Origin of the sequence: Caenimonas sp. SL110 (assembly GCF_001044395.1) — a bacterium.
In the GTDB taxonomy this organism is placed as follows: domain Bacteria; phylum Pseudomonadota; class Gammaproteobacteria; order Burkholderiales; family Burkholderiaceae_C; genus Ramlibacter.
In genome coordinates this window covers 271883-295225 of the sequence record NZ_JANU01000013.1, presented here as the reverse complement: position 1 = coordinate 295225, position 23343 = coordinate 271883, and the positions used below count along the sequence as shown (strand labels likewise).

General features: G+C 62.5%; 28 protein-coding genes. 9 read left to right on the top strand and 19 right to left on the bottom strand.

The window, feature by feature from the left end; translation table 11 throughout:
- Positions 1-6 precede the first annotated feature (6 nt).
- The 17 genes from AQ12_RS09690 to AQ12_RS09610 form a co-directional block, all read right to left on the bottom strand.
- Complete coding sequence (locus AQ12_RS09690) at positions 7-780, bottom strand: hypothetical protein (protein ID WP_152682739.1); 774 nt, start codon at positions 778-780, stop codon at positions 7-9.
- Positions 781-800: 20 nt separating this feature from the next.
- Entirely contained in the window at positions 801-1580 is a 780-nt protein-coding gene (locus tag AQ12_RS09685; RefSeq protein ID WP_152682738.1) for a hypothetical protein, read from the bottom strand.
- 3 nt (positions 1581-1583) lie between these two features.
- Entirely contained in the window at positions 1584-2426 is an 843-nt protein-coding gene (locus AQ12_RS09680; protein ID WP_048439652.1) for a hypothetical protein, read from the bottom strand.
- A 17-nt stretch (positions 2427-2443) separates the two neighbouring features.
- Entirely contained in the window at positions 2444-2740 is a 297-nt protein-coding gene (locus AQ12_RS09675) for a hypothetical protein (protein WP_152682737.1), read from the bottom strand.
- A gap of 83 nt (positions 2741-2823) precedes the next feature.
- Positions 2824-4341 carry a hypothetical protein gene (locus AQ12_RS22975; RefSeq protein ID WP_048439650.1) on the bottom strand — a complete coding sequence of 506 codons (1518 nt, stop codon included), beginning with the start codon at positions 4339-4341 and terminating at the stop codon, positions 2824-2826.
- A 16-nt stretch (positions 4342-4357) separates the two neighbouring features.
- A complete protein-coding gene (locus tag AQ12_RS09665) occupies positions 4358-6325 on the bottom strand; it encodes a GNAT family N-acetyltransferase (RefSeq protein WP_048439649.1) in 1968 nt (655 codons plus the stop codon).
- Positions 6322-8130 carry a type III secretion system outer membrane ring subunit SctC gene (gene sctC, locus AQ12_RS09660; protein ID WP_053076645.1) on the bottom strand — a complete coding sequence of 603 codons (1809 nt, stop codon included), beginning with the start codon at positions 8128-8130 and terminating at the stop codon, positions 6322-6324. The genes AQ12_RS09665 and sctC overlap by 4 nt, the downstream gene beginning before the upstream one ends.
- Before the next feature lie 10 nt (positions 8131-8140).
- Complete coding sequence (locus AQ12_RS09655) at positions 8141-8539, bottom strand: CesT family type III secretion system chaperone (RefSeq protein ID WP_048439648.1); 399 nt, start codon at positions 8537-8539, stop codon at positions 8141-8143.
- Positions 8532-9611 carry a type III secretion system export apparatus subunit SctU gene (gene sctU / locus AQ12_RS09650; RefSeq protein WP_048439647.1) on the bottom strand — a complete coding sequence of 360 codons (1080 nt, stop codon included), beginning with the start codon at positions 9609-9611 and terminating at the stop codon, positions 8532-8534. Before sctU ends, AQ12_RS09655 begins: the two co-directional genes overlap by 8 nt.
- The gene (gene sctT / locus AQ12_RS09645; protein WP_048439795.1) at positions 9608-10399 is read right to left on the bottom strand and encodes a type III secretion system export apparatus subunit SctT; all 792 of its coding nucleotides are present in this window, start codon (positions 10397-10399) and stop codon (positions 9608-9610) included. The genes sctU and sctT overlap by 4 nt, the downstream gene beginning before the upstream one ends.
- 17 nt (positions 10400-10416) lie before the next feature.
- Positions 10417-10686 (bottom strand): type III secretion system export apparatus subunit SctS, encoded by a 270-nt coding sequence (gene sctS / locus AQ12_RS09640; RefSeq protein WP_048439646.1) that lies wholly within the window; start codon positions 10684-10686, stop codon positions 10417-10419.
- Positions 10687-10696: 10 nt separating this feature from the next.
- On the bottom strand, positions 10697-11347 hold the full coding sequence (gene sctR / locus AQ12_RS09635) for a type III secretion system export apparatus subunit SctR (protein ID WP_048439645.1): 651 nt from the start codon (positions 11345-11347) through the stop codon (positions 10697-10699).
- A 4-nt stretch (positions 11348-11351) separates the two neighbouring features.
- On the bottom strand, positions 11352-12368 hold the full coding sequence (gene sctQ / locus AQ12_RS09630; RefSeq protein WP_048439644.1) for a type III secretion system cytoplasmic ring protein SctQ: 1017 nt from the start codon (positions 12366-12368) through the stop codon (positions 11352-11354).
- Complete coding sequence (locus AQ12_RS09625) at positions 12365-12901, bottom strand: type III secretion HpaP family protein (protein WP_048439643.1); 537 nt, start codon at positions 12899-12901, stop codon at positions 12365-12367. The genes sctQ and AQ12_RS09625 overlap by 4 nt, the downstream gene beginning before the upstream one ends.
- Position 12902: 1 nt before the next feature.
- Complete coding sequence (locus AQ12_RS09620; protein WP_048439642.1) at positions 12903-13403, bottom strand: YscO family type III secretion system apparatus protein; 501 nt, start codon at positions 13401-13403, stop codon at positions 12903-12905.
- 11 nt (positions 13404-13414) lie between these two features.
- Positions 13415-14185, bottom strand: coding sequence for an RNA polymerase sigma factor (locus AQ12_RS09615; protein WP_238587690.1), 771 nt, complete (start codon positions 14183-14185; stop codon positions 13415-13417).
- 77 nt (positions 14186-14262) lie between these two features.
- Entirely contained in the window at positions 14263-14760 is a 498-nt protein-coding gene (locus AQ12_RS09610; protein WP_048439641.1) for a hypothetical protein, read from the bottom strand.
- A gap of 140 nt (positions 14761-14900) precedes the next feature.
- Between AQ12_RS09610 and AQ12_RS09605 the strand changes: the two genes are divergently transcribed.
- The 9 genes from AQ12_RS09605 to AQ12_RS09565 are packed head-to-tail and all read left to right on the top strand — an operon-like array spanning position 14901 to position 21684.
- The gene (locus tag AQ12_RS09605) at positions 14901-16097 is read left to right on the top strand and encodes a hypothetical protein (protein WP_048439640.1); all 1197 of its coding nucleotides are present in this window, start codon (positions 14901-14903) and stop codon (positions 16095-16097) included.
- On the top strand, positions 16087-16395 hold the full coding sequence (locus tag AQ12_RS09600; protein WP_048439639.1) for a TyeA family type III secretion system gatekeeper subunit: 309 nt from the start codon (positions 16087-16089) through the stop codon (positions 16393-16395). Before AQ12_RS09605 ends, AQ12_RS09600 begins: the two co-directional genes overlap by 11 nt.
- Positions 16395-16778: a hypothetical protein gene (locus AQ12_RS09595; protein WP_048439638.1), complete on the top strand. Its 384-nt coding sequence runs from the start codon at positions 16395-16397 to the stop codon at positions 16776-16778. Before AQ12_RS09600 ends, AQ12_RS09595 begins: the two co-directional genes overlap by 1 nt.
- A gap of 9 nt (positions 16779-16787) precedes the next feature.
- Positions 16788-17189 (top strand): hypothetical protein, encoded by a 402-nt coding sequence (locus tag AQ12_RS09590; RefSeq protein ID WP_048439637.1) that lies wholly within the window; start codon positions 16788-16790, stop codon positions 17187-17189.
- Positions 17190-17192: 3 nt separating this feature from the next.
- The gene (locus tag AQ12_RS09585; protein ID WP_048439636.1) at positions 17193-17543 is read left to right on the top strand and encodes a M48 family metallopeptidase; all 351 of its coding nucleotides are present in this window, start codon (positions 17193-17195) and stop codon (positions 17541-17543) included.
- 3 nt (positions 17544-17546) lie between these two features.
- On the top strand, positions 17547-19658 hold the full coding sequence (gene sctV / locus AQ12_RS09580) for a type III secretion system export apparatus subunit SctV (RefSeq protein ID WP_048439635.1): 2112 nt from the start codon (positions 17547-17549) through the stop codon (positions 19656-19658).
- Between the two features lie 57 nt (positions 19659-19715).
- Positions 19716-21140 carry a type III secretion system inner membrane ring subunit SctD gene (gene sctD, locus AQ12_RS09575; protein WP_152682735.1) on the top strand — a complete coding sequence of 475 codons (1425 nt, stop codon included), beginning with the start codon at positions 19716-19718 and terminating at the stop codon, positions 21138-21140.
- Positions 21141-21171: 31 nt separating this feature from the next.
- Positions 21172-21405, top strand: coding sequence for a hypothetical protein (locus AQ12_RS09570; protein ID WP_048439633.1), 234 nt, complete (start codon positions 21172-21174; stop codon positions 21403-21405).
- A gap of 54 nt (positions 21406-21459) precedes the next feature.
- Entirely contained in the window at positions 21460-21684 is a 225-nt protein-coding gene (locus AQ12_RS09565; RefSeq protein WP_048439632.1) for a hypothetical protein, read from the top strand.
- Positions 21685-21838: 154 nt separating this feature from the next.
- On the opposite strand, the gene AQ12_RS22070 is transcribed toward AQ12_RS09565, so the two are convergent.
- A complete protein-coding gene (locus AQ12_RS22070) occupies positions 21839-22627 on the bottom strand; it encodes a response regulator transcription factor (RefSeq protein WP_161799008.1) in 789 nt (262 codons plus the stop codon).
- 199 nt (positions 22628-22826) lie between these two features.
- Positions 22827-23282, bottom strand: coding sequence for a type III secretion system chaperone (locus tag AQ12_RS09555; RefSeq protein WP_048439631.1), 456 nt, complete (start codon positions 23280-23282; stop codon positions 22827-22829).
- Between the last annotated feature and the right edge of the window lie 61 nt (positions 23283-23343).

The following is a 23343-nucleotide window of genomic DNA, read 5'->3' as shown; positions in this document are numbered from 1 at the left end:
TTGGCGTTAGATATTGCGCGTGACGCCCTGCATCTGACGGCGCTTGAGTTTGATGAGCTCGCTGACCCCGAGCTCATGAACGGACTTTTCAGCGACCAGCTTTTGCACGGTGTTCTGCAGATCCAGGGACACCAGGGTGCTCTTGTCCGCAGCGGTGCGAATGGCGTCTTTGATGTCGGCGACCTGGGCTGCGGTCAAGGTGCCCAGCGGATAAGGAGTAACGCGCGTTAACTCCTGGATTTCGTACAAACCCGTGACCGGGTTTTGGAGCTTCCCGAACGGAATTCCGTCGCGGGAAAAATAGGCAATCCCAGATGCAACGGTTGATGGGTCCGCTTTCAGTTCAGCCAGCGTGCGATTTACTGTTACGACGTTATCGCCCGCCGTCAACAAGTTTCCGTAACCCCAGCCCAAAACGTCGGGATTTTTATAGTCCACATACCATTGAGTACCCGTCACCGGGAAGACCACGCCTGCTTGAATGAGCTTCTGCTTGACCGTGAAGCCTGGGCTCGGGTTCCAATAGTCAAGGGTTGCCAGCTCATACTGCTCTTTCAGAAAAACGAGATCCGCTGCAGACCTCCTGACTTCGTCCATCGCGACGTTGAGGTTGTCTCCGGCCGCCAGCGCGAGCTGCAGGTTCTTGGACATGAGACCTGCAATGCGGTCGTACTCACCGGTGAGAGGGTCTGCCTCCACGCGCTCGATTTTCCAGGCCGCGGCGAGCTGGGACGACGAGATCGTGATGTCCGTCCCGTTCATGATTGCAGTGGTTGACATGATTCAGGTTCTCCGTGCGTCTAGCTTCTGAGGTTTCGAGCCACCCCGTCGGCGTCCTCGGCTTTGAGCTTGATGAGCTCGCTTACGGCGAGTTCATGAATGCTCTTTTGTGAGACCAGCTTTTGCACGGTGTTCTGCAGATCCAGGGAAACCAGCGTAGCCTTGTCTGCGACATCGCGCACCGAGTCCTTGAACTTGTCGAGATGCCCTTGCGAAAACGGCTTCAAAGGAAAGCTGGCTGTATCGGAAATCCTGTAAAGCTGATACTGGCCATTGACATCGAGAGCACGCGTAAAGAGCGTGAAGTCATCTCCCGTAAGAAAAGCTGAACCCGGCGGGTAGTTGTCAGGATTCGCCAGTACGTTTTCGATGGTTTGGTCGATTCGGTTTATTTCGCCAAGAGTCAATCGTGCGTCGGCGGGCGGCGGTGCGCTCGGCCCCAGACTGCCTTGTACTTGCGCCACTATTCCCTGGTTGCCCGTTGCAGAAAAATCCACACCCGCATCGACGAGTTTCAGCAATTCGTCATCGCCCATTGCGTTCCAACCGGCCAGATCTTTCTGGTATACGGCCTGCAGCTCCACCAGCTTTATCGCTGATTGCCTGACTTCGTCCATGGCGATGTGCAGGTTTTCGCCTGCGGCAAGCGCCAGCTGAAGGTTCTTGGACATGAGCCCTGCATTGCGGTCGTACTCGCCGGTCAGCGGGTCGGCCTCAACCCGCGCGATCTTCCAGGGCGTGGACAGCTGGGACGACCTGATCGTGATGTCCGTCCCATTCATGACTGCGGTTGTGGACATGGATCACTCCTGCTTGGGGCTGGACGGATTCGCGCGAACTTCTGCAGGAGTTCGGTTGGCCTTGAAGTTGTCGAACAGGTCTCGCTCTCGCTGACGCTCGACGAGCTGCTTTTCGTAGTCAACGCTGGTGTCGCGCTGCTTGTCCTGCTTTGCCACGTCGGCGACCTTGTCACGGGCGCTCAGCTCTTTCAGCAGACGTTGCTCGAACTCGCTACTTTCTACTGCCAGCGCGCCAGGCAGGGTGAGCGTCTTCTCCAGTGCCGCCACATTGACCAGCAAGCTGCCAGCAACTGCCGTGCGCAAGCCCGCGAGATCGGCGGTGCTTGCGGTGAGTGCTTCTTCTTTCTTATAGAGGGTGTAGACCTTGCGCGCATTGCCGGTGCCCGATGTTCGCACTTCGACGCCATTGGCATCAGCGGCGGTCGTGAGCGTCGCCGCTTCGGCTGCAGCCTTCTGCGTCGGTGTGGCGATCTGTTTGGTTCCCGCGATCGCAGCGCCGTTGGCGTCGAACGTAGCGACCGTGATGTAGTAACTCTTCTCCGTCGCAAGCGTGACACCCAAAGTGGAGAGCTGGGCCTTGGTCGCCTCGCCCGCGGCAAGGGTGCCGCCAAGCACTATGCCTTTGCCGTCAGACATGGTCTGCAGGCTGTCCAAAAGCTTTTTTATTGACAGCAGCCTTGCACGATCGGCGAGCTGGTCTTTCGCTGACGCGATGGACTCCCGTCGGGCGCCCATGACGCCTTCCTGCGTGAGGCCGAGCATTGCCTTCACATACGCCGAAGGATCACCCCCTTCTGCGGAAGAAAACGCTGCGACCCGATCGAACGAGATGGACTGAATTGACATGTGGTGCTCTCCGGTTTTCAGATCATGTCGCGCATGCGCGTGCGGCGGGTTGGCGGTCGGGCAGTCACGGCGTTCTGCTTGCCGTGCAGTGCCTCATGGATTCGTTGGACGGTGGCGGCAGCTTCGGCCTCGACCTGGAGTCCTGCTGCATCGCCCGCGACCCGCTTGAGGTGCGCCAGCGCTGCGCGCGGATCGAATTTCATTTCGGCAAAACGGCGCTCGGATTCGGCGAGCGCCTCCTCGGCCTCACGAATGATGCGATTGCCATTGGCGATCACTTCATCGATTTCCCGGCTCATTCGATCTTTTTTCATTTCCACGGCTCCTGGAGAAAGTCGTTGCGCACATTGAATGGGTAACGAAATATCAGATGCGGTTCCATGTCACCGCTTGCGATTCATATCTTTGAAATGACTTCCGTCAGCTGCGGAATGTTCACCAGCTCGAGACGCGCCTGCTGCGCCATCAACTGCGCACCGATTGCCTCTGCCACTTTCTCTTCGCGTTGCTCTCGCAGTGGCGCGGGCAAGGCGCCAGGCGATTCCGTCGAAGGCTGCGTCGATGCTTCGAGCACGACTTCAAACGGGTCCATGTCGGTCGGTGCGAGTTCTGCAGCCTGGGGCGGTTGGGTGACTTGCACGGTGGCAGCCGACGCCGTGCTGACTTCCGCCGCCAAAGCCCCTACCGAGGCGAGCGCCTGCACGTCGATGCTTGCGTCTTGCGCCGCTGCGGGTTGAGTCGCCGCAGTTTGCTTTGCCGCAGCCTGTGTCTTGGGGACCTCAGACGGCGCCGAGGTCGTTGCGCTCGTTGCGCTCGTTGCGCTCGTTGCGCTCGTTGCGCTCGTTGCGCTCGTTGCGGTCGTTGCGGGCGTTGCCTGTGGCCACTGCACGGGCAACACGGGCTGAGCGACTTGCGGTGGCGCAACACTCGCGACTGCGGTCGTTTTATCCCCTGAATCTTTCTCGCGCACCGCTGCGGCACGGCTGGCGTCTTGTGCGAGTTCCTGTTTGTGCAAAAGCGCCGCCTGCGCACCATCAAGACCCAGCGCCTTTCGCTTGAGTACGCGCGCCTGCAACTGCGAAGGCGTGAGCACCGGACCTGCGGCCGCTTGCCCAACAGCCGTCTGGGCTGGCGCAAGCGCAGGCTCAGGCTCCGGATTGACGACCTTGGCCTGCGCAGGGACACCGACAGAGGCAGCCGATGGATCCTTGCCGGCCGGGCCAGATTGCATCCCAGCCGAGGCTGGCGTCGAAGTTGCAGCGACGGGAGCAGTTTCCTTGTCGGCATGGCCGGATTTCGCAGAGGACGGCGCTACCGCTGCAGGTGCATCAGGTGCAGCGTCTGCGGTGGCTGTAGCGGGTGTGCCAGGTGCAGTGGCTGCGGCAGGTGCAGTGACCAGGTCGCCTGCGCCGACAACTCGACCCGGTGCCTGGGTATCACCTCGCGTCGAGTGTGCCGCCTTGCCTGAATGTCCGCTGCCACTAATCACGGCAAGATTCCCAGACCAGGTGCCGGTCCCGGTCATCGGAGCGGGCTGCGCTGCTGGCACTGCAAGGGTGCTACCGGACGGGGCTGGGGTTTCATTCGTCGGCTTTGCAACGGGCGACTCTGCTGGCTGCGTTGCCCCCAACGAACCCACCATCTCCTCTGCAATCAGCTCTTGCCTGACTTCGCTCAACTGCGCTTCCAGCCGTGCCACGGAAGCAGGCGAAGGCATCACCGCTTCCTTGGCCGCCTCGGCACGGATCTGGCCCACGAGTGAATCGGCCTGCTGGAAGTTGTCCATCAACCTGCGCATGTCCTCCATCTGCACCGCAAACCGCGCAGCATCAGTGCTGACGTCGCGCAGAACCCCATCAGGGCCGACCTGCAACGCAGGTGTGAGCACCGGCAAGGTTTGATTCACTTTGATCAACGCGTGTCTCCCGTCTTCATGTCGCCCGGTCTGCACCGGACGTTGCGCCTGCCTGCTGGGCCGGCGCGGACTCTTCGCCAAATCGCAATCCCGAATTCGTGCGTTCGCAAAATTCGACCAGCCGCCGCATCCCTTCGTCTTCACTCATGGGCGCGGCAGAAAGCATCACGAACGAGCGATCACTGTCAGGCGCGGCAGCGCGCACGTCCATCAGACGAAAGCCTTGTTTGCGCAGCACGCGCAGTGACCGTTCGTTATCGTCGTAAGCAGATGAAAGCAAGAGCTCCACGCCGTTGCGCCAGGCCAGCTCGCAACCCATTTCCACGGCAGGACTGCAAAGGCCCAGGCCCTGGTAATCGGCACCAATCCAGTAGCACAGGAATGCCGTCTTTTCCCATAAGCGCAGGTCGACGTAGCCGACGAATCCGAGCTGACGATGCACGATGGCGTAGGCGGCGGAACCGTCTTCCAGCCGCTTCTCGATCCACGCCTTGCCGTCTTCACCATCGGCCAACGCAGGCAGCGCGGTCATCACCGGTATCGACGGATCGCGAATCTGGCACAGCAGCATGGGCGCGTGGTCGATGTGGAGAGGATCGAGCACCAGTGGTGATTCAGCGCTGCCATGCTGCACACGCCACGGCGCCTTGAAGGTCGCAAGGCGTGCGGTGATGCGGTCGCGGATCGCAACTGATTCCTTGTGTCCCGCGTGCAGCATCAGCGCGCGCGCGCAGGCAGCGAGCGCTTCGTCGAAGCCACCGAGCTGCTCCAGGCAACGGGCTCGTGCAGCCACATCAGCGGCCAATGCGTAACCCTGCTCCTCCAGTGCCCGCAGTGCCGATTGCGCCAGGTCAGGGCGTGAGCAAGCCAGCGCGAGATGACCCGCTGCGCGAAGCAGCACTGCATCCTCGCCAATCCAGGGGTTGTCGGTCAGGAGGCCTTCCAGCCACGAACCGATTGCCTTCCTGACAGGCGGACTCGCAGCGACCACGCGGGGCACGAGCACATCCCACGCGGCACGCAAAAGCGCGGGGTCGTGCGCTGACAGTTGCAAAACAGACAACGCCGCTTCGATGTCGCCTTCGGATGCCAGGGCACGCACGGCACGCGCCCGGCTCGCCCGGCTCGATTGCAGCGCCGGTGCAAACGGCTCGCACAGCGACGACAGCTCGATGGCATCGGGCAGCCCCTGTGCTACCAGCTGCACGGCCTCGCCATGACGCGTGCGAATCGTGACGGCTTTCGCATCGAGGCGATGAACCTGCTGACCCAGCCAGTGAAAGTTGACCGGCGGCGAATCGGATCGCACTTCACCGCGTTGTGTGGAGGTCTCGCGAATGTCTGCAAGGCTGGCCCAGCCTGGCGCGCGCGTCAGCACCAGGCATCCCTGCGGGGCCCAGGCAAATGCATCGTGGAGAAACTGCCAGTACCCCACAGGCATCGAGAACATCGCGCTGGGCAGGCCGGTTGCATGCGCGCGCACAGTTGCATCCATCCAGTCTTCGTACCGGCCGACCTCGAGTGTCTGCCACTCCTGCTTGCCCGGCTCGCCGCCCCAGACCTGGGTTTTACCGTGATGCGCCAGAAGCAGGTCCTGCTGCAGCCGCCCGGGCAGATCGCCTGCCAGCAGCAACACGGGGCCATCAGGCTTCCATCGGGTGCGGGCCGGCCAGTACAGCTCGGCGGGCGAGGTGCCGATCGACCATGCGGGTGCATAGGCGCCTGCGCGTTCACCGTCGGGGAGCTTGCCGGCCCCGACACAAGGCACGTAGCGCACGGGACGGTGCGAAAAACGCGCGATCGATTCCAGCCGCTGCCTCAGCCACCATGCGTCCAGCCGACGCCACGGTTCGAGGTCCACGACCGACAGGCACGCGGCCGTGCTGCCGCTCGCGAACACAGCGCCTGCGCGGTCGGCAAGCTCTGCGACAGCAGCTGCCCACCCGGGTCCGTGGCCGTCTGCGTTCAGCGCTCGCGCTGTCATTGCCCACCCGCACCGGTTTCGACACTCCTGAGCCTGCGCTCGATGGACATGCCGCGCGCAACCGCGCTGTCTTCCACCAGGGAACCCACGGTGTCTGCCAGGCGCTGCACGGGTGGCTTCACCGGCTGCGGGCTGGCCAGTTGGTTCGCCAATGCGGCGGCCTCTTCCATCCGGCTTGAAACCACCCTTGGGGTGATGAGGAACATGCGCTCGCGCTTTTCGACATTGGCAACCGTCTTGCTGAAGAACACGCCCACGCCCGGCACATCGCCCAGCACGGGAACCTGGTCCTTCTGGCGCATGTTCTGTTCGCTGTTGAAGCCGCCTATCAGCAGGCTCTCGTTTTCTCCAACCAGTGCCTGCGTGCCGATGACGCTGCGCCGCACGGTCGGCAGCGTGCCGACCTTGGTGTCCTGGATCGATCCGTCTTCTATGTCGACCACCAGCTGTATCGAGCGCATGCCGGCCACCAGGACGATGCGCGGCGTGACTCGCAGAGTGACGCCTACCGATACAGGCGTCACGGTCGCCACGCGCTCACCCGAGGTCTGTATATAGAAGGTATCGGACAGGTCGATGAGCGCTCCCATGTTGTCCTGCGTGAGGATGAAAGGCCGCGACACGATGCGTGCACTGCCCTTTCCTTCCATCACCTTGATGCGCGTCATCAGGAAGTTGCCGGCCTCCGCGATGATGGTGGACGGATTGACGTTCGCGCCGCGAATCAGGGTCAGCGTCGTCCCGTCGGGCGCGGCTGCCGGCGTGCCGAAGCCGCCCGAGATATTGCCCTTGCGCGCATTCCAGTCCACGCCAAGATCCGCCATGCTGGAGGTATTCACATCGACGATGGCCGCCTCGATTTCGATCAGGCTGCTGGGCACATCGAGCATCTCGATCAGCTCGCGGTAGATGGGTGCGTTCTGCGGCTTGTCCTTGATGATGATTGCATTGAGCCTGGTGTCGGACTGGATCACCGCGCGGTCTGCCGGACGCGAACCGTCTGCAGGCTTCGAATTCTTGGGCGCAGCCGAGGGCGGTGCAGCCGGATCGGGGCCGTCGGACACCAGCGGCTTGAGCACATTGCGCGGCTGGCCCGCCGCAGACACCTCCGTGGCGAGCGCGCCAGAGCTCTGCCCCGGCCCTTCGCCCAGCAGGTTTCGCAGCATGGTTGCGACGCCGGGCGTCACGATCTGCTTGTCGCGGTACAGGATGGTGCGGTCATCGACGGCGGCGTGCTTGAGCCGGAAGACCAGCACCTGCTGCTCGGCCAACGGATCGGGAAAGTCGGCAAGCGCGCGCGCGATACGCTCGACATACGAGCGCGGCCCAGACACCATGACGGCGCTGCGCTCATCGACATCACCCCAGCCGAAGCGCGGCTCCAGGATGCCCATCTCTGCGAATGCCTTCTTCAGCGCCGCCCCGGACATGCCCTTGGTGGGCAACAGCCGTGTGACACGTTCACTGGCGCGGCCGATGTACAGCACACCCGCGTGGTAATACCAGGTCAGCCCGTTCGCCGCGCTCAACTGGTTGAGGAACTCAGTCGGTGTGTTGGCGGAGGCACGGCCCGTGACTGCGGCCAGGCTGTCAGACAGCGACGTCTCCAGTCGAAGCTGCAAGCCAAACGTCCTGGCGAAGCTGGCGAGGATGCGATCGAGCTGCTGATCCCTGCCGATATAGCTGAACGGGCTCTCGGGCCAGGGCGCCGTCTCGGCCTGAAGCGGAAGCGCCGCTGCCGCGAGCGAACACGCCACGACAAGGGAGCCCAAGCGGTGACTGGCGAATCGAATGAGCGCGTGCATGACTTGACTCCTAGAGCACGCCAAAAAAGGCGCGCCAAGTGGTAAGCGCATCGAGAAACTTCCCGAGCGCACTTTCAAATTCGTCTGCCGACGCCGATGCGCCGACTCTTTGCTGCAAGAGCAGCCTGTCCTGTTCAGGGGACAGCACCAGGTACTCAGCAAAAAGCGGGTCGCGGCCGGCCGCCGCAGACAGCGCGTTGAGCAGCATGTCGTCGGCCATCGCCTGCGATGTCGGCAACTCACGCAGCTGCGCCTCCAGCACCAGGTCGCCACGCGGCCCGGGATGCAGCAGCACGCGCATGTTGCCGTCGAACACCAGCGCCACAGCGCCGTCGGACCGCGCAGGCCCCGGGTCCAGCCGCGCACGCAAGAGATATCCGGCGAAGCCGGCGTGGTTGGTACTAGCCATCGAAGGTCTCCTCGGATTCGTCGAGCCTGCGCTGCTCGGCCATCCGGCGCAGCGCAAGCAACAGCTCCGCGACGGGCTCGATGAATTCGGTCGGTATGTACTGGCCCAGGTGCGCCTTGCTCAAAAGCGCGCGAGCCAGCGGAATGTTCTGCATCACCGGGATGCCCTCTTCTTCGGCGACGCGCTTGATCGCCTCTGCGATGCTGCCTTCACCCTTGCTGACCACGATTGGCAATGGCGTCTCGCCCTCTTCGTAGTACAGGGCGACCGCGACGTGCGTGGGATTGGTCACGACGACATTGGCTTTGCGGGTGTTCTCCACCATCTCGCCCATCGCGATCTCGCGCGCCATCTCCTTGCGATGCCCCTTCATGTGGGGGTCGCCTTCCATCTGCTTGTATTCCTGCTTGATCTCGTCCATGGACATCATCAGGCCCTTGCGATAGCTGTAGCGCTGCCAGGCGAGGTCGAAGACCGCAATGACGGCAAAGCAGATGAATGTGTTGATCGTGAGCACAGTCATCATTTCGCCGAGCGCGAGGCCTGCCGCCCCGATGCCTGCCAACGGAATCTTGACCATCGTGTCGATCGAATCGCGAATCACGAAGAACACAAGAAAGCCCAGGAACAGGACCTTCAGGCACGACTTGATGAACTCGACGAAGTTCTTCATCGTGAACATCTGCTTGAGGTTGGCTACCGGATCGAGCCGCTCGCCTTTGGGAATAAGCGCCTTGAACGAGATGAGCATGCCCGTCTGCAACGCCTCGGCGAAGACGCCGACTGCGACGACGATCAGCAGGTAGGGCACCAGCAGTTCAACGCCGATGCGGGTGAGCGCGCCCATCGCCAACGAGACCGCGTCCTTGAAGTCCATGCCGTGCAGCTGTCCCGGCAGCGCCATCATCTGGCCCAGCTTCTTGAAGATGTCATCCGACATCAGCAGCGTGTAGCCAAACAGCGCCCCGATGAGCAGGGCCTGCGTGAAGTCCTTGCTCTTGGCGACCTGACCGTCTTCGCGCGACTTGCGAATCTTGTGGTCGGTGGGTTGTTCGGTCTTCTCGCTGCTCATGGCTTGCCGACTCCCGGAATGATGGCGAACACGGTGCGGTTCGCCTCTCTGATGGTTTCCAGGAGGGTCTGGTGGGTGTAGTCGAAGAGCACGACCGCATACACCGCAAAGACCAGCATCGCGATGCCGCTCTTGACGGGCATCGCCAGAAAGAACACCTGCAGCTGCGGCACAAAGCGGCTGACGATTGCCATTCCGGCTTCGGCCAGGAACATGCAAAAGATCACCGGCGCTCCCAGCAGCACGGCCAGCATCATGAAGCGGTCGAGCAGCTTCAGCGCGAGCATCGTGGCCTCGGGTGAGAACCGCGGCCACCAGCCGAACACGGGCCAGATGCGGTAGCTGTCGTACACCACATTGAGGATCAGCAGGAAGCCACCGATCACGAACAGGAATGTCACCACCGCCTGGTTGAAAAGCTGGCCGAGTGGCGAGGTTTCGTGGCCCGACAGCGGATTGAGCGTCTGCGCAATCGTGGCGCCGCGCTGCGTGTCGCACAGGTCGCCCATCGCTTCAACAGCCCACAGCGGCACGGCGAGTACGAAGCCGATCGCGATGCCGATCAGCACTTCCTTGAGGATGATTCCCAGGATGGTGACGCCCTCACGCTCTACCGCAACGCCATCGACCAGCGTGGGCGCCAGGAACATGGCGAAGCTGCCGATCGCGCCCAGACGCAGCGTCATGGGCAACGACTCACGCGAGAGCAAGGGCAGTATGGTGAACACTGCAAGAAACCGCGGCAACGCAAAACCAACGGCCTTCAGGTTCACGAAGAGCCAGGACATGATGTCCGGGTATGCGTTCATCGCACCAGCTGCGGGAAGGTGTCGAACAACAACACGGTGTAGTTGAAGATCTCGCCGCCGACCCATCGCGCAGTGAGGAAGATCGTGATGCCGACGGCAATCAGCTTGATCGCGAACGACAAGGTCTGTTCCTGGATCTGCGTGAGCGCCTGGAACAGGCTGAACAGGGTGCCGACCACCGATGCCACCACGATGGGCGGCAGCGAAAGCCACAGCACCAGCAGCAGCGCCCGGACGACGTGGCTCACGATATCGACGACTTCCATGACGGCTCCCCTAGATTCGATAGGTCAGGACCATGCCGTGCAGCAGCCTGGACCATCCATCGACCATGACAAATAGAAACAGCTTGAGCGGCAGCGTGATCGTTGCGGGCGAAACCATCATCATTCCAAGGGCCATGAGGATGTTCGACACCACCAGGTCGATCACGATGAAGGGCAGAAAGAGCAGGAACCCGATCTCGAATGCAGCAGTGAGCTCGGTCACGACAAACGCGGGCACCAGGATCAGCAGGTCGGTGTGGCGAACTTCATCGGCCATCTTGGGTGGCCAGATGCGCTTGGCCTGGGCCACGAAGAAGTCGCGCTGCTCGGTCTTGGTGTTGGCCAGCAGGAACTTGCGCATCGGCTCGGCGCCGCGCCTGGCCGCAGCGACCATGGCGCTCGCGCTTTTCGTCGAATTGGGTTCGGCCTCGACCGCATCAGCGATCTCGTAGCCGATGGGCGCCATGATGAACACAGTGAGCATCAGCGCCATTGCATAGAGCACGATGTTCGGCGGTGATTGCTGAACGCCCAGCGCATTGCGCACCAGCGACAGCACGATTGCGATCTTCAGGAACGACGTGGTCGTGACGAAGACCAGCGGCACCAGTCCCAGCATCGCAAGCGACGCTGTGAGGACGATCGGGTCGTAGCCGCCCATTTGACTACTTCGCCTCGAGGCTGAAGTTCAGCACCGACACGCCCACGCGGCCTTCGATGTCCACGAGTTCGCCGTTGCCAATCAGTCGGCCGTTGGCACGAATGCTCACGGTGCTTTTCGGGTCGCGTCCCAGATTGAAGAGATAGCCGGGCTGAAGGCTGCGCAGGTCCCCCAGCGATATCTCGCGTTCACCCAGGTCGAAGGTGAGGCGCACCGGCACATCGTCGATGAGGCCGCTGGAGGCAGCCACGGAGTCGTCAACATCAGCCATCATTTCCCTTACTCCTTGAAGAACTTCAAGTTCATTTCCGGCGAGGCTGCACAAAACCCCGAGCCTTGGACCCACCAGCACCATCAGCCTGTTGTCCTGCGACAGCAGACATTCATCGAGCAACACCACATCGTGGAGAGCGACGCTGCGAAGCGCGCTCGCCGAAAGGTCAACCCATCCGGCCACCAGGCTCAGGCGCACCGGAAGCTCTTTCCAGTCGTCTTCATTCGCGATGGCTGGCTGATCGCGCAGCTCGGTTGCGAGAAAGCGGCTGGCGGTAGCGTCCAGCAGAAGCTCGCCTGCCAGTTCATGGTCCCGCGACCAGGCTCGCCACTCGCAAGCCTCCAGATCGAGCCGGGCAGGCCTTGCGTCGACGGAGACGATTCGCAGGCTCTTGCGCGTTGCGTTCTCCACGACCGAGGCCAGGCCGGAGGCGGTGCATTCGAGCGCGGCGAGCAGGACGGCAAGCGGCCACTGCGCTGGCGATGTTCCCGGCATGGAGAGGTTCGCCAGCATGTCGAGCGAGGCATGGGCGATGCCGATGAAAACGCGAGCACCTCCCCAGTCGCACTCGACGAAGCGATCGGACGGCGCGTTCGGACGGCTCGCACGAATGTCGAACATCCAGTCGTCGTCGAGCCAGAACGCTTCCATCGGCGCGCGACGTCTGCACAGCACGTTCCGGCTGCTCAAGGTGTCGCGCGAGATGGTCGGCAGGCGCAGCGGGCGAGACAGAGGCGCCTGGGTCATTGCGAGTCCTTCAACCAGTTGCATTCGGCGGTGATCGAGCTGTCTTTGGTGAAGATCACGAGTTCAAGCTCGCGGTCCAGGCGCGCGCCCAGGTCGCTCGCCAGTCCCGGCAGCTTTCGCCCGAGCCAGTCAGAGACGCGGTTGCTGCCACAGGTGAATTCGATGCGCAGCCGGCCGTTCGATTCGCAAAGGCGTACTGCGGTCTCCGGCAGGATGGCCTCGCGGAGCACGACCCGCACTTCGCGTGCGCTGTGCAGCCCCGTGCCGGCCCAGATATGCGCGATCTCGGCGCCGATTTCTTCGGTGTCGGCGAAAGGGATGTGATGCATACCCTGAAGCGGACCGACGGCCATCGCTTCCTCAAGATGCCGGTGCCGTCCTTGACCGTGGCCCTTATGCATGAGCGACTCGAACCGCGAGATGTCCCGGTTGTCCACGGCGCCCGCAGGCCGCGACGTCCCCGACGCCGCGCCGCCTTCGCCGACCTCCAGGTACAGCGGACCCAGGTCCACGTTGCGGGAGCGGCTGGACATCTCAGGCTTCCTCCGTGCTCTCTTCCAGCGCCATGGCCAGGGAGCGCTTGCCCGGGAACTCTTCAAGTTCAAGTTCGGCCAACCGCTCTGCCTGTATCTCGGCCTCCTGGCGCTGATGCTCGGAAAGATCCATGAATTTCTGTGTGGCGCGCGCCGCGAAACGCCATGCGGCGGTTGCTTCGTCGAACGCTTCACGACGCTTCAAGCGCTGGGTCTGCGCGTCCTGGACGGATTGCTCGTCGACCTTGGCCGCCTCCTTCATGGTGTCGACCTCGTAGCGAAGCTCGTCCAGGTCACGCACAACCACGATGCGCTCGCACACGTCCTTGTAGAGCGAGCGCTCACGCTCGACTCGCTCGAGGTCGCGCTGCTGCTGCAGGTCGCGCGCCTGCTTCAGCAGCTCGGCGGCGTGTTCGAATTGCTGCTTGCTGCGCCACATATCCGATTCGCGGCAGTCCTGGCGGATTCGCTTGATGCGCAGCAGCCCGTTGATGACGTCCATGGCGGCTTCCTTCAGGCAGCCGCCAGGTAGCCCGCCGTGCGAAGGTGTTCACGCACGGCAGCGCGCCCGCGCGACACGCGGCTGCGCACGGTACCGACCGGCACGTTCAATTCATCAGCCGCTTCCTCGTAACTCATGTCGTCGATCGCCACGAGTGTGAGTGCATGCGCCATCTCCTGCGGCATCCGGGCCATCGCCTCGGAGACGAGTTCCAGGCCCTGGCGCTGGCTCATGCTCTCGCAAGGCTGCACCTCCAGGGACTCGTGCCGCTCCAGGACGTCATCGGTCTCGAACCGGTGGCGGTGCTGCGGCGCCCGGCTGACATGGTTACGAACCAGGTTGGTGGCGATGCCGAAGATCCAGGTGGAGATCTCGGCCTCGCCGCGATAGCTCGTGAAGCTCAAGGAGGCTTCCACGAAGGCCTGCTGTGCGATATCTGCCGCATCGTCGGGATGACCGACCCGCTTCAAGACAAAGTAGTAGAGCGAAGCGCTGTATTCGCGCACCAGATCGCGAAAGAGCACTTCCTTGTCGATCGCGACCGGTTGCGGCGCCAACGCCGGGGCGACTGCACCAGCGCTGATAAACACATTGGAGGGGCGCGCGCCGGGGCTCTCGGTCAGCGTGAAGACGCGCGCCTTGATCGCCGACTGCGCGGCCTTGGCTGCTTTTGCCGCCGCGCGGCCGGCGCGTGCTTCGGAGCAGCCGCGGGCCCGCTGTGGCGACCTGCGCGATTGCGGCTCCAGAAAATAAGCCATCTGCGGAATGTTGAGCGTTTGCATGATCGAACTCTCCTGTGCATCAACTTTGCGCGGATAGCTCGTCTTTGGCTTCAGCCAAGCGCCCTAGTTCCGGTGGCCTAATCCATTGGTCTCGGGGAGCCTTCTGTAGGTCTTGCAAAAATCCCGGACATCGTCGCCTGGCCCGTGCCATCGCCGGCTTCGGACGCGCAGAACTTGCCCTGCAGCAGGGTTTCCCGCCACACCAGCGCCTGCGCAGCGACCGAACGCACCACCGTTGCCAGCCAGCTGGCGCTGGTGTGGGCGCCGAAGCGCGCCTCGACGCACAGGACGACGGTCTGGCGGCTGGGATTGAATCCAAAGCGAAGGGCCGGCTGGTTCCATGTCATGAGCTGCACTGTCAGCAGGCTCTCATACACACTCACCCGGTTGCGCATGTCGATTGCGCCCAGCTCCGCGATAAGCAGGAAACTGTCGCGCCCATCCTGGAATGCCGTCTCGAACAACACATCGGCAAAGTCCACGCTGAAACCCTGGCCGAGCGCGTCGCAATCCTGCACGCCAAGATCCAAACTCGCATTGCGACATAACTGTTCGAATTCGAGCAAGTTCGTCATCGCCACCCCATCCTTTTATTGCGCACGAATACCGTGTCGAATCCTGAGTGGCATGGGCATGAATTTGGTTCCATCTGGAACCATCCGCGCCCACCGGTTACTCAATTGAAGTCCACAACCAGCAGTCCCTGTAACCGCCAATGTCCAGCAACCTCAGGATTTCAGGTCACATCGCACCAGGGCCGGCCATCGCCGAATCCCAGGCAGCGAACGCGCGGGCCAGCGGGACATGGCGCGGCCAGGCATTCACACTCGCGCCGGCCGGTGCTGCCAAGGCTGCGACGCAGGCCCACGAGTCGGCCATGCAGTCGCTGGCAACCACGCAGAGCCGCGATCTCTCCTCGCGTCGGGTCGCCGCGGAAGCGGCTTTCAAAAGAATGCCTGCCGGTGAAGTTCTCCAGCGCGCAAGCACCATGGGAGTGGACCTGCGCCGGGTTCGATCGGGGGCACGCGACATCCTGAGTGGCAACCAGGGCGCCGCCCGAGGCGGCCGGTCCGGATCGGCGGCTCGCTACATGTCACTCCAGCTGGCTGCTGCCTCCATGGAGGACAACATCTCGGAAGAGGCCGCAACGGCGATGCTGACGCCGGTCAAAAGCCAGGCCCATACGCCACAGGACTTTTCTGAACTCCTGCGCCACAGCGCCAACGACGACGAGGAGTTCCAGCACTTCCTGGAGGACATCCTCTCCGGCCTGGACATCACGGCCGATGACGCGAAAGAGCTGGGCGACAAGCTCAAGCAAGCACGCAACGACGACGAGAAGCTGATGAAGCTCCTCGCAAAAGTGCAGAACCTGCCGCAGCCTCCACGTGAGACGAGCGCGATCGAGCGGGAGCGCATCCGCCAGCGCATTCACGACGAGTTGCGCGAGTTCGAACGCTCCAACGAGGGCGCGATGGTGCTGGCCAGCTTCAACGCCGCGCCGGTGGCCGCAACGACCGCAGAACCTGCGAGCTTCCTGGACACCTACACCGAGCTGGTCACCGTGCCGCGCACATTCGCAGGCGCACTCAAGGTGCTGCTGCAGCGTCACCGCATCGACACACTCGAAGCCCTGTTGTCCGACCTGAAGAAGGCACTGGGTGACGACCTGAGCGCCGCGACGCCGTCACACGACACGAGACGCCTGGGCGCCGTATTGACCGACCTGGGCAACATGGTGCTGTCTTCAAGCCTCATCGAAAGCGTGGCCGAACTGGTTGACCTGATGCGCCGGATTGAACGCAAGCAGGAAGAAAAGAACAGGCGGTGTGAGCGCGAGGAGCATGAGAACGACGTAGGCGATGAGCCGGCGCGCGCCTTGAACAGCCATGGGGGCCGCGATGAACGCTGAAGTCAAGGCTATCGATGCCAACCTGCTCCTGGGCAGGCTCGTCGAAATGATCGACGGCAGCAGTGCCCTGGCGATGCAGTTCGACCGGCTGGCGCGCGACCTGCAGATCGAGGAAGGCGAGCCGAAGATCATTTTTCTCTCGGGTGTCAAAAAGATTTTCCGCGAGCTTCCCGAAAAAGCTTTCAACGACAAGAACGCCCGGCTTGCGATGGTTGACGCCGTACAGGACGCGCTCGACGCCGCGATCGATGCCGAGGAAGAAATGCTGGATAACAAAGACGACGAAGGGGGGCGCTGATGGATTGGGTCTCGCACGCTGTAAACGCCTTCGGACATTCCGTCGGACTGGAAAATCTGTCGCTCGACGACGATGGCTGCGCGCTTTTCGAACTGGAGCCGGGCGGAAAGCTCTGGCTTCACGATCTCGATGCGGCCGGCGGCGATGAAGTGCTGGTCGTTCTGGCCAGCCCGCTCCCTGCGCCTGCAGGCACGAGCGCACGGCAGGCGCTTCGCTTGGCCGATTTCCGCGTCAACCCATCGTGGCAGACGCAGCTTTCGGTGCGAGGCCCGGACCTTGTCGTCACGCTGCGCATGCCGCGTCACTCTTTCATGCTGAGCGCCCTGGAAGAAGCGGTCGAGTCGCTCTTCAGCTTCCACGAGCGCGTGGCTCAGGGGTCCTGAGGAAAAGCCATGGCGACCCGCATACAACCCCACATCACGCCGTTCCCGATGGACCGGGGGATCGACAAGATCCTGCACCTGATCGAAGACGAAAAGGTCGATGGCGCCACGGCAGGCGACATTGCGCCCGCGTTCTCGCCTGTCAAGCCGCGGCTGGAGCAACTCTACGCCCTGCCTAACCTGGAAGACTACCTCGCCAGCCAGCTGTCGCCCCTGATGGATGAGGCGGGGCTGCTGATGCCAAACAGGTTCAACCGGGCTTTGCGCGATGGCGAGGAGGAACTGAAGGAAGACGAGGAAGAAGACCCGCGCCGGGCTCGCATCCTGCGCGCGGCACGCAGGCTCCTGGGCGACCAGGTCGCGCTTCGCGAGCTGGTCAAGATGTACCAGATGGCATTGCTCAAGGGCTAGCTGATGAAACGACTGAACAAGGATTCACTCGAAGTCATGCGGCTTCTGGGTCATGTATTCCTGCTGCACGGACGCCCCGACCAGGCGCTGGTGATGCTGCGCGCCGTCTGCCTGCTCGCGCCCGACGACCTTCGCGCCCTGCGTTCGCTCGCACTTGCGGCCATTCGCGCAGGCCAGGCTGGAGAGGCACTGCGCACGCTCGACAAATTGCGCGACAGCGGCGATCCCTCACCGGTCGTTCATCTGCTGCAAGGCCAGGCTTTCACTGCAACGGGTCGCCATGCCGATGCAGAGCGGGCCTTCGATCAGTTCCATGCGGCACGAGCCGCCGAAAAAACAACCGTCAGGGCCTGAACCATGGGTTTCAAAAAACCAAGCCTGCAGCGCATCGTCGAAGTCATCATCAGCCGCAATGACCTCGTCCTCGCGGCGCTGATCGTCTGCATCATCTTCATGATGATCCTGCCACTGCCGACCTGGCTGGTGGATGCGCTCATCGCAGTGAACATGTGCATCTCGGCGATCCTGCTGATGGTGGCGATGTACTTGCCCAGTCCGCTTGCGTTCTCGTCGTTTCCCTCGGTGCTGCTGATCACCACGCTCTTTCGGCTGGCCATCGGGATCGCGACGACGCGGCTGATCCTGCTGCAGGCCGATGCGGGCCACATCGTCTACACATTCGGCAACTTCGTGGTGGGCGGCAACCTCGTCGTCGGCCTGGTGGTGTTCCTGATCCTGACCATCGTGCAGTTCGTGGTGATCACCAAGGGCGCAGAGCGGGTGGCCGAAGTCGGTGCGCGCTTCTCGCTGGACGCCATGCCGGGCAAGCAGATGTCCATCGACGGCGATGTGCGCGCCGGCACCATCGACATGGACGAAGCCCGCCGCCGCCGCACGCTCGTCGAGAAAGAAAGCCAGCTCTATGGCTCCATGGACGGTGCCATGAAGTTCGTCAAGGGCGATGCGATTGCCGGGCTGATCATCGTGGCGGTCAACCTGCTCGGCGGCATCCTGATCGGCACGATGCAGCGCGGCATGTCAGCCGGCGATGCCATGCGGGTCTATTCGATCCTCACGATCGGCGATGGCCTCATCTCGCAGATTCCGGCGCTGTTCATCTCGATCGCCGCGGGCATGATCGTGACGCGCGTGACGACCGGCGACGGTCCGTCAAACGTCGGTCGAGACATTGGCGCGCAGTTGCTGGCGCAGCCCAAGGCCCTGATGATCGGTACCGTGGTCATGATCGGGTTCGGCCTGATTCCCGGCATGCCGACGATGACATTCCTGACGCTCGCACTCGTGATCGGCACGCTGGGCTACACGCTGTACAAGGGCGAGACACAGGTGGTCGATGCCAAGACGGGCAAGATCACGACGGTCCCGGCCATCGACCTGACCAACTCGAAGTCCAACGCCGCCGCCAAATCCAAGCCTGGCGATGCGGACAACTTCCAGCCGACAGTGCCGCTCATGGTGGATGTGAACGCTGATCTGGAAAAGGTCTTCTCGGCCGCGCTGCTCAATGACGAGCTGATCAAGGTGCGGCGTGCGCTTTACTTCGACCTGGGCGTTGTGTTCCCTGGCTTGCAGCTGCGATTCAACGACCAGTTGCCTCCCGAGGCCTATTCGATCCTGGTCGGTGAGATTCCGGTGTCACAAGGGCGCCTGCGTGCCGACCATCTGTTCGTGCGCGAGAGTGTCGACAACCTCAGCGCCATGCTCGTTCCCTTCGAGACCGACAAGAAGTTCCTGCCCAACCTGCCCACGGTCTGGACACCTGCGCACCTCAAGCCCCAGCTCACGAAGGCGGGCATCCCGTTCCTGGAACCCACCCAGATGCTGAGTTATCACATTGCATTCGTTCTGCGAAAGCACGCGGCCGAATTCATCGGCATCCAGGAGACACGATCCATCCTGGCCGAGATGGAGGGCAAGTTTGCGGAACTTGGCAAGGAAATCACGCGCGTCATGCCAATCCACAAGATCGCGGAGATCCTGCAACGACTGGTGTCGGAAGAAATCTCCATCCGGAACGTGCGAACCGTCATGGAAGCACTGGTCGAATGGGGCCAGAAGGAAAAGGACCCCGTGCTGTTGGCCGAGTACGTCCGCATGGCGCTGCGCCGGTACATCAGCCACAAATATTCAGCCGGGCAGAACATGCTGCCCGCCTACCTGCTGTCACCCGCGATCGAGGACGAACTGCGCGCCGCCATCCGCCAGACCTCGGCAGGCTCGTACCTCGCGCTCGACCCGACTGCGTCCAAACGGATCACGAGTGCCATCAAGCTGGCCGTTGGCGATCCGTCGGCCGCGGCGCAGCGGCCCGTGCTGCTCACCTCGATGGATATCCGCCGATACATGCGCAAGTTGCTGGAGCAGGACCTCGGCGACCTGCCGGTGCTGTCCTACCAGGAATTGACCCAGGAAATCAACATCCAGCCGCTGGCGCGCATAGAGGCGTGATGCAGCACACCCATCAGCATTGACCATCTAACGGCATTGAACGACAGGCAGGCGATCATGGACAACCACACTGAACTTTCCGCGCAAGCCGAGCCCCTGGAGCTGCGGGTCCTCCACGGACCCCAAGCGGGTAGCACTTTGCCGATCGAGCACGGCACCACTTACACGCTCGGATCGGCCGACAGCTGCGCAGTGTTGCTCGCAGGCACGCAGATCGAAGGCGAGCACGTTGGCCTCACCGTCGACGGCGATGGAATCGCAGTCACCACCATGGATGGCAAAGTCACGACGATCGACCGCGACGAGGTGCATGACGGCCAGGTCATGCCGCTTGGTACTGTCCTGCGCCTGGGTCGCGTCAAGCTGACAGTGGACAGCGTCGATGCCCCCTGGCCCCAGGAAGAGGCACTGGAAGAGCCGGATCCCGTCGTCGCCCCGCAGACCGACCCGGAACAAGAAGCTCAGGAAGAAGTTGAGCAGGAGGCGTCTGACGCGGTGAATACGTCACTGGCTTCCAGGCCAGCCGTGTCGCGTCCGCGCAGTCTGGCTCCGGTGCTCATGCTGGGCGTCGCGGCCGCGCTGCTGGTGGGTGCTGCGGTGACAGCCTGGGTCAGCTCAGAAGCGGGCCCGGTCACCGCACAAGAAGAAGTCACTACGCCGATCACCAGACCCATCGCACTGGCACCCGCATCCGCTAGCGCTTCTGCACCCACGGCCGCGCCGACCTTGGACGTAGCCGCATTGACGCGCGAATTTCCCCAGGCCACGCTGACTGCGGCACGCGGCGCAGACGGTCGTTGGGTCCTGAGCGGCCGCATCCCCAGTGAGGAGGCCCGCGCCCGCCTGCGGCAGGTGGCCTCGGCGCTGCCGACCGCTCCAGATGTGCGGGTGATGCTCGACGGCGAGCGTATCGCCGCCGTCGCACAGTTTCTCCAGAAGCACCGCGTTGTAGGCGAGATGGAACTCAATGTGAATGCATCGGACACCGGCGCGCTACGCATTGGGGGTGCGGCGGCAACACGCGAAGGCCTGGCCGCAGTGGTGGATGCCGCGCGCAAGGAGCTGGCGGATGCAGCGCCCATGAACTTTGCGGTCGTGCTTCGGCCGGAGTTGCCGGGACGTTTCGAGGAACGGCTACGCAATGCCGGGCTGGCATCAAAGTTCAAGGTACTGTCGCGCGATCCAAAGCTGGAATTGCAGGCAGTGTTGACGGGAAATGAAGTGAGGGTATGGGAGAAGCTCTTTGAGGAATTCGTACGCGACTACGGCAACGTGCTCACGATCGTCGCCCAGGTCAAGCACGACCGAGAGATTGTGGAAGTGCATATCGAAACCGTTGTCGCCGGCGCGTTCCCGTATGTCGTGACGACCAGCGGCAAGCGCATCTCTCCCGGCGGCGTACTGGAGGGGCGCACGCTGGTTGCCATCCGCGACGGCGAACTTGTTTTCTCCGACGGCATGCGCGTGCGCTACGGAAATTGAACTCTCCGCCAATTCTGGTTACTCAATCAACATGAACGATCCCCATCTGCTCGAGCTGCATTCTGAATTGCAAGATGATGCAACCGGCAAGCGCCGCACCGAGGTGCTCGCCCAGCTACGGGAACTGCACAACGGCTGCCTGACTGCGCAGCGCGCGCTTTGCGACCGTGAAGTGTTCAAGCGCCTGGAGGCCTCGACGCTCGCGGTGTCGGCCGCCATACGAATCATCGAAACATTGCCGCAATCGGGCAATGGCCGGAACTAATGTCGACGGCCAGTCACTCATTTTCATACCCCAACCCACCACAGGAGAATTCTGATGGCACTCACCCTCAATGAAGTCGCAACAACTGCAGGTGCGATCATCGATCCGACCGAAGCGGAACTCGATGCGGCGTACGCACTGCTGGGTCCATCCTCAACGGCTGCGGATCTGCTGAAATTCCAGGCGCTTCTGGCCATCAACAGCACGCTGACGGCAGTCTTCAGCGCGGTCCTGAAAGAGCGCGCCGACACACTCAAAGGTGTCTGTCAGAAGTTCTGACTGAAGTCCGGTTCTCTGGGCTATCACCCCTCAGCGGCCGCACGCGCGGCCCTGCAGCTCGCTCGCGCACATGCATCACGCATGCTGCGTGATGCGACATCAAGTTCAATTGTCAGGATTTATACGGAGCCTGCAGAAAAGAGGCTCCGCCGCATCAGGCGTGGTGGCGGCCCTGCGAACGCGGCTCAATCAGCCATTCGCGCCAACCACGTTTGTTGGCGGCGGCAATGGCCTCAGCGCGGCTGTTGACTTCGAGCGCGCCGAGGATCGCGCCTACATGGCACTTGACAGTACCCATAGCCAGGTTCAGCTCGCGGCAGATCTGCTTGTTGGCCTTGCCATCGAGCAATTGGGCCAAGACGTCGATCTGGCGTGCTGTCAATCTCGCGCCGCGTAATGCCGCGGCGCGGCCTCGGGCAATCTGTTCCGGCGTGAGCGCGGGCTCGAGCGCCTGGCTTGTCGAATTGGGCTGGGCTGCCGGGATTGGCGTGCCTTCGGGCAACAACGCTTCTGCGGGGATATAGATGCCGCCGCCAAGAACGAAGCGAATGGCGTTGACGAACGCAGACCGACCTGCATTCTTGGGAAGGAAGCCACGCACGCCTTTGGCGAGAGCGCCTTGGACGGACTTCATGTCGTGCGTCGAGGAGACGACAACAACGCGGGCATGGGGGCAGTGCTGCATGAAGCTTTCAAGCGCCGACGAGCCGTGCAAGCCGGTCATGGCCAGATCGAGCAACACCAGGTCGATTTCAGGGCAACTGCGGAAGGTCTCGACAGCCGATACGAGCGTGTCCGCTTCGAGCACAGCGACGTCGTGGTCGACTGCTTCCACGCACATCTTCAGGCCACCCCGCACGAGGTGCTGCGCATCTGCGATCAACACGGTCAGCCCATCGAGGGCCGGTGAATTGGTTTGCGTTTCTGGAACGACTTCTTGCATGAACAACATTTGGCCCCCGACCTGCTGGCACACGACGTGAACAGGTCCGTCGTTTGTTGCTCCCCTAAAGCGAACAATACGGAGAACGAGGGTCCTGCGAATCAGACGATGGTCTTGGGTGGGGAGTCAGCGGGTTGTCTGCTGTCCGCTTGCGAGCACTTTTACCGCTTCTCACTGCTTTCCATCAAGTGAATTGGGCTCAACCCCGAATGAAATGGTCCATCATGCGGGGCGCCGCCTGCGATGCCGGGCTGCGCGCTTGCGACGGCGCTGTGCTCAGACGCCCCTGCCAGTCTTCGGCGGCCGCAACGAAAGCTTCGACCTGAGTGGCAAATGTCTGGGCGCTGGCCTGCTCGGCTTTTACGTTGTCGCATAGCACGATTTCACCGTGCAGCTCATCGACAGCCAGTGATGCGCCTGCCGTGGCTGTGCCGAACAGGTTGCCCTGCAGGAGTTGCGAATAGACGGCTTCCCGGCCGTCCGGCGGGATGGGACAAAGAACGCTGTAGAGATGCAACCCACCGGAAGCGTCTCGCTCCAGGTTCAACGCCGGCGCGCCTTCAATGGCCAGTCGCGCGCAACCGTGCGCGTCGAATCGCAGGTTCGGCAGGCCCAGCGTCAGGCCAAGGGATTGAATGAGTTGGTCGGCATCCATCAGTTTCTCCTGGTTTGTCACGGTTCGATCGAAAAGGCATCGACTCAGGAGTAAGTAACGC

Coding starts and splice junctions, on each gene's coding strand:
- AQ12_RS09690 (WP_152682739.1), bottom strand. CDS start 780: ATGTCAACCACTGCAATCATGAACGGGACGGACATCACGATCTCGTCG.
- AQ12_RS09685 (WP_152682738.1), bottom strand. CDS start 1,580: ATGTCCACAACCGCAGTCATGAATGGGACGGACATCACGATCAGGTCG.
- AQ12_RS09680 (WP_048439652.1), bottom strand. CDS start 2,426: ATGTCAATTCAGTCCATCTCGTTCGATCGGGTCGCAGCGTTTTCTTCC.
- AQ12_RS09675 (WP_152682737.1), bottom strand. CDS start 2,740: ATGAAAAAAGATCGAATGAGCCGGGAAATCGATGAAGTGATCGCCAAT.
- AQ12_RS09665 (WP_048439649.1), bottom strand. CDS start 6,325: ATGACAGCGCGAGCGCTGAACGCAGACGGCCACGGACCCGGGTGGGCA.
- sctC (WP_053076645.1), bottom strand. CDS start 8,130: ATGCACGCGCTCATTCGATTCGCCAGTCACCGCTTGGGCTCCCTTGTC.
- AQ12_RS09655 (WP_048439648.1), bottom strand. CDS start 8,539: ATGGCTAGTACCAACCACGCCGGCTTCGCCGGATATCTCTTGCGTGCG.
- sctU (WP_048439647.1), bottom strand. CDS start 9,611: ATGAGCAGCGAGAAGACCGAACAACCCACCGACCACAAGATTCGCAAG.
- sctT (WP_048439795.1), bottom strand. CDS start 10,399: ATGTCCTGGCTCTTCGTGAACCTGAAGGCCGTTGGTTTTGCGTTGCCG.
- sctS (WP_048439646.1), bottom strand. CDS start 10,686: ATGGAAGTCGTCGATATCGTGAGCCACGTCGTCCGGGCGCTGCTGCTG.
- sctR (WP_048439645.1), bottom strand. CDS start 11,347: ATGGGCGGCTACGACCCGATCGTCCTCACAGCGTCGCTTGCGATGCTG.
- sctQ (WP_048439644.1), bottom strand. CDS start 12,368: ATGACCCAGGCGCCTCTGTCTCGCCCGCTGCGCCTGCCGACCATCTCG.
- AQ12_RS09625 (WP_048439643.1), bottom strand. CDS start 12,901: ATGTCCAGCCGCTCCCGCAACGTGGACCTGGGTCCGCTGTACCTGGAG.
- AQ12_RS09620 (WP_048439642.1), bottom strand. CDS start 13,403: ATGGACGTCATCAACGGGCTGCTGCGCATCAAGCGAATCCGCCAGGAC.
- AQ12_RS09615 (WP_238587690.1), bottom strand. CDS start 14,185: ATGCAAACGCTCAACATTCCGCAGATGGCTTATTTTCTGGAGCCGCAA.
- AQ12_RS09610 (WP_048439641.1), bottom strand. CDS start 14,760: ATGACGAACTTGCTCGAATTCGAACAGTTATGTCGCAATGCGAGTTTG.
- AQ12_RS09605 (WP_048439640.1), top strand. CDS start 14,901: ATGTCCAGCAACCTCAGGATTTCAGGTCACATCGCACCAGGGCCGGCC.
- AQ12_RS09600 (WP_048439639.1), top strand. CDS start 16,087: ATGAACGCTGAAGTCAAGGCTATCGATGCCAACCTGCTCCTGGGCAGG.
- AQ12_RS09595 (WP_048439638.1), top strand. CDS start 16,395: ATGGATTGGGTCTCGCACGCTGTAAACGCCTTCGGACATTCCGTCGGA.
- AQ12_RS09590 (WP_048439637.1), top strand. CDS start 16,788: ATGGCGACCCGCATACAACCCCACATCACGCCGTTCCCGATGGACCGG.
- AQ12_RS09585 (WP_048439636.1), top strand. CDS start 17,193: ATGAAACGACTGAACAAGGATTCACTCGAAGTCATGCGGCTTCTGGGT.
- sctV (WP_048439635.1), top strand. CDS start 17,547: ATGGGTTTCAAAAAACCAAGCCTGCAGCGCATCGTCGAAGTCATCATC.
- sctD (WP_152682735.1), top strand. CDS start 19,716: ATGGACAACCACACTGAACTTTCCGCGCAAGCCGAGCCCCTGGAGCTG.
- AQ12_RS09570 (WP_048439633.1), top strand. CDS start 21,172: ATGAACGATCCCCATCTGCTCGAGCTGCATTCTGAATTGCAAGATGAT.
- AQ12_RS09565 (WP_048439632.1), top strand. CDS start 21,460: ATGGCACTCACCCTCAATGAAGTCGCAACAACTGCAGGTGCGATCATC.
- AQ12_RS22070 (WP_161799008.1), bottom strand. CDS start 22,627: ATGCAAGAAGTCGTTCCAGAAACGCAAACCAATTCACCGGCCCTCGAT.
- AQ12_RS09555 (WP_048439631.1), bottom strand. CDS start 23,282: ATGGATGCCGACCAACTCATTCAATCCCTTGGCCTGACGCTGGGCCTG.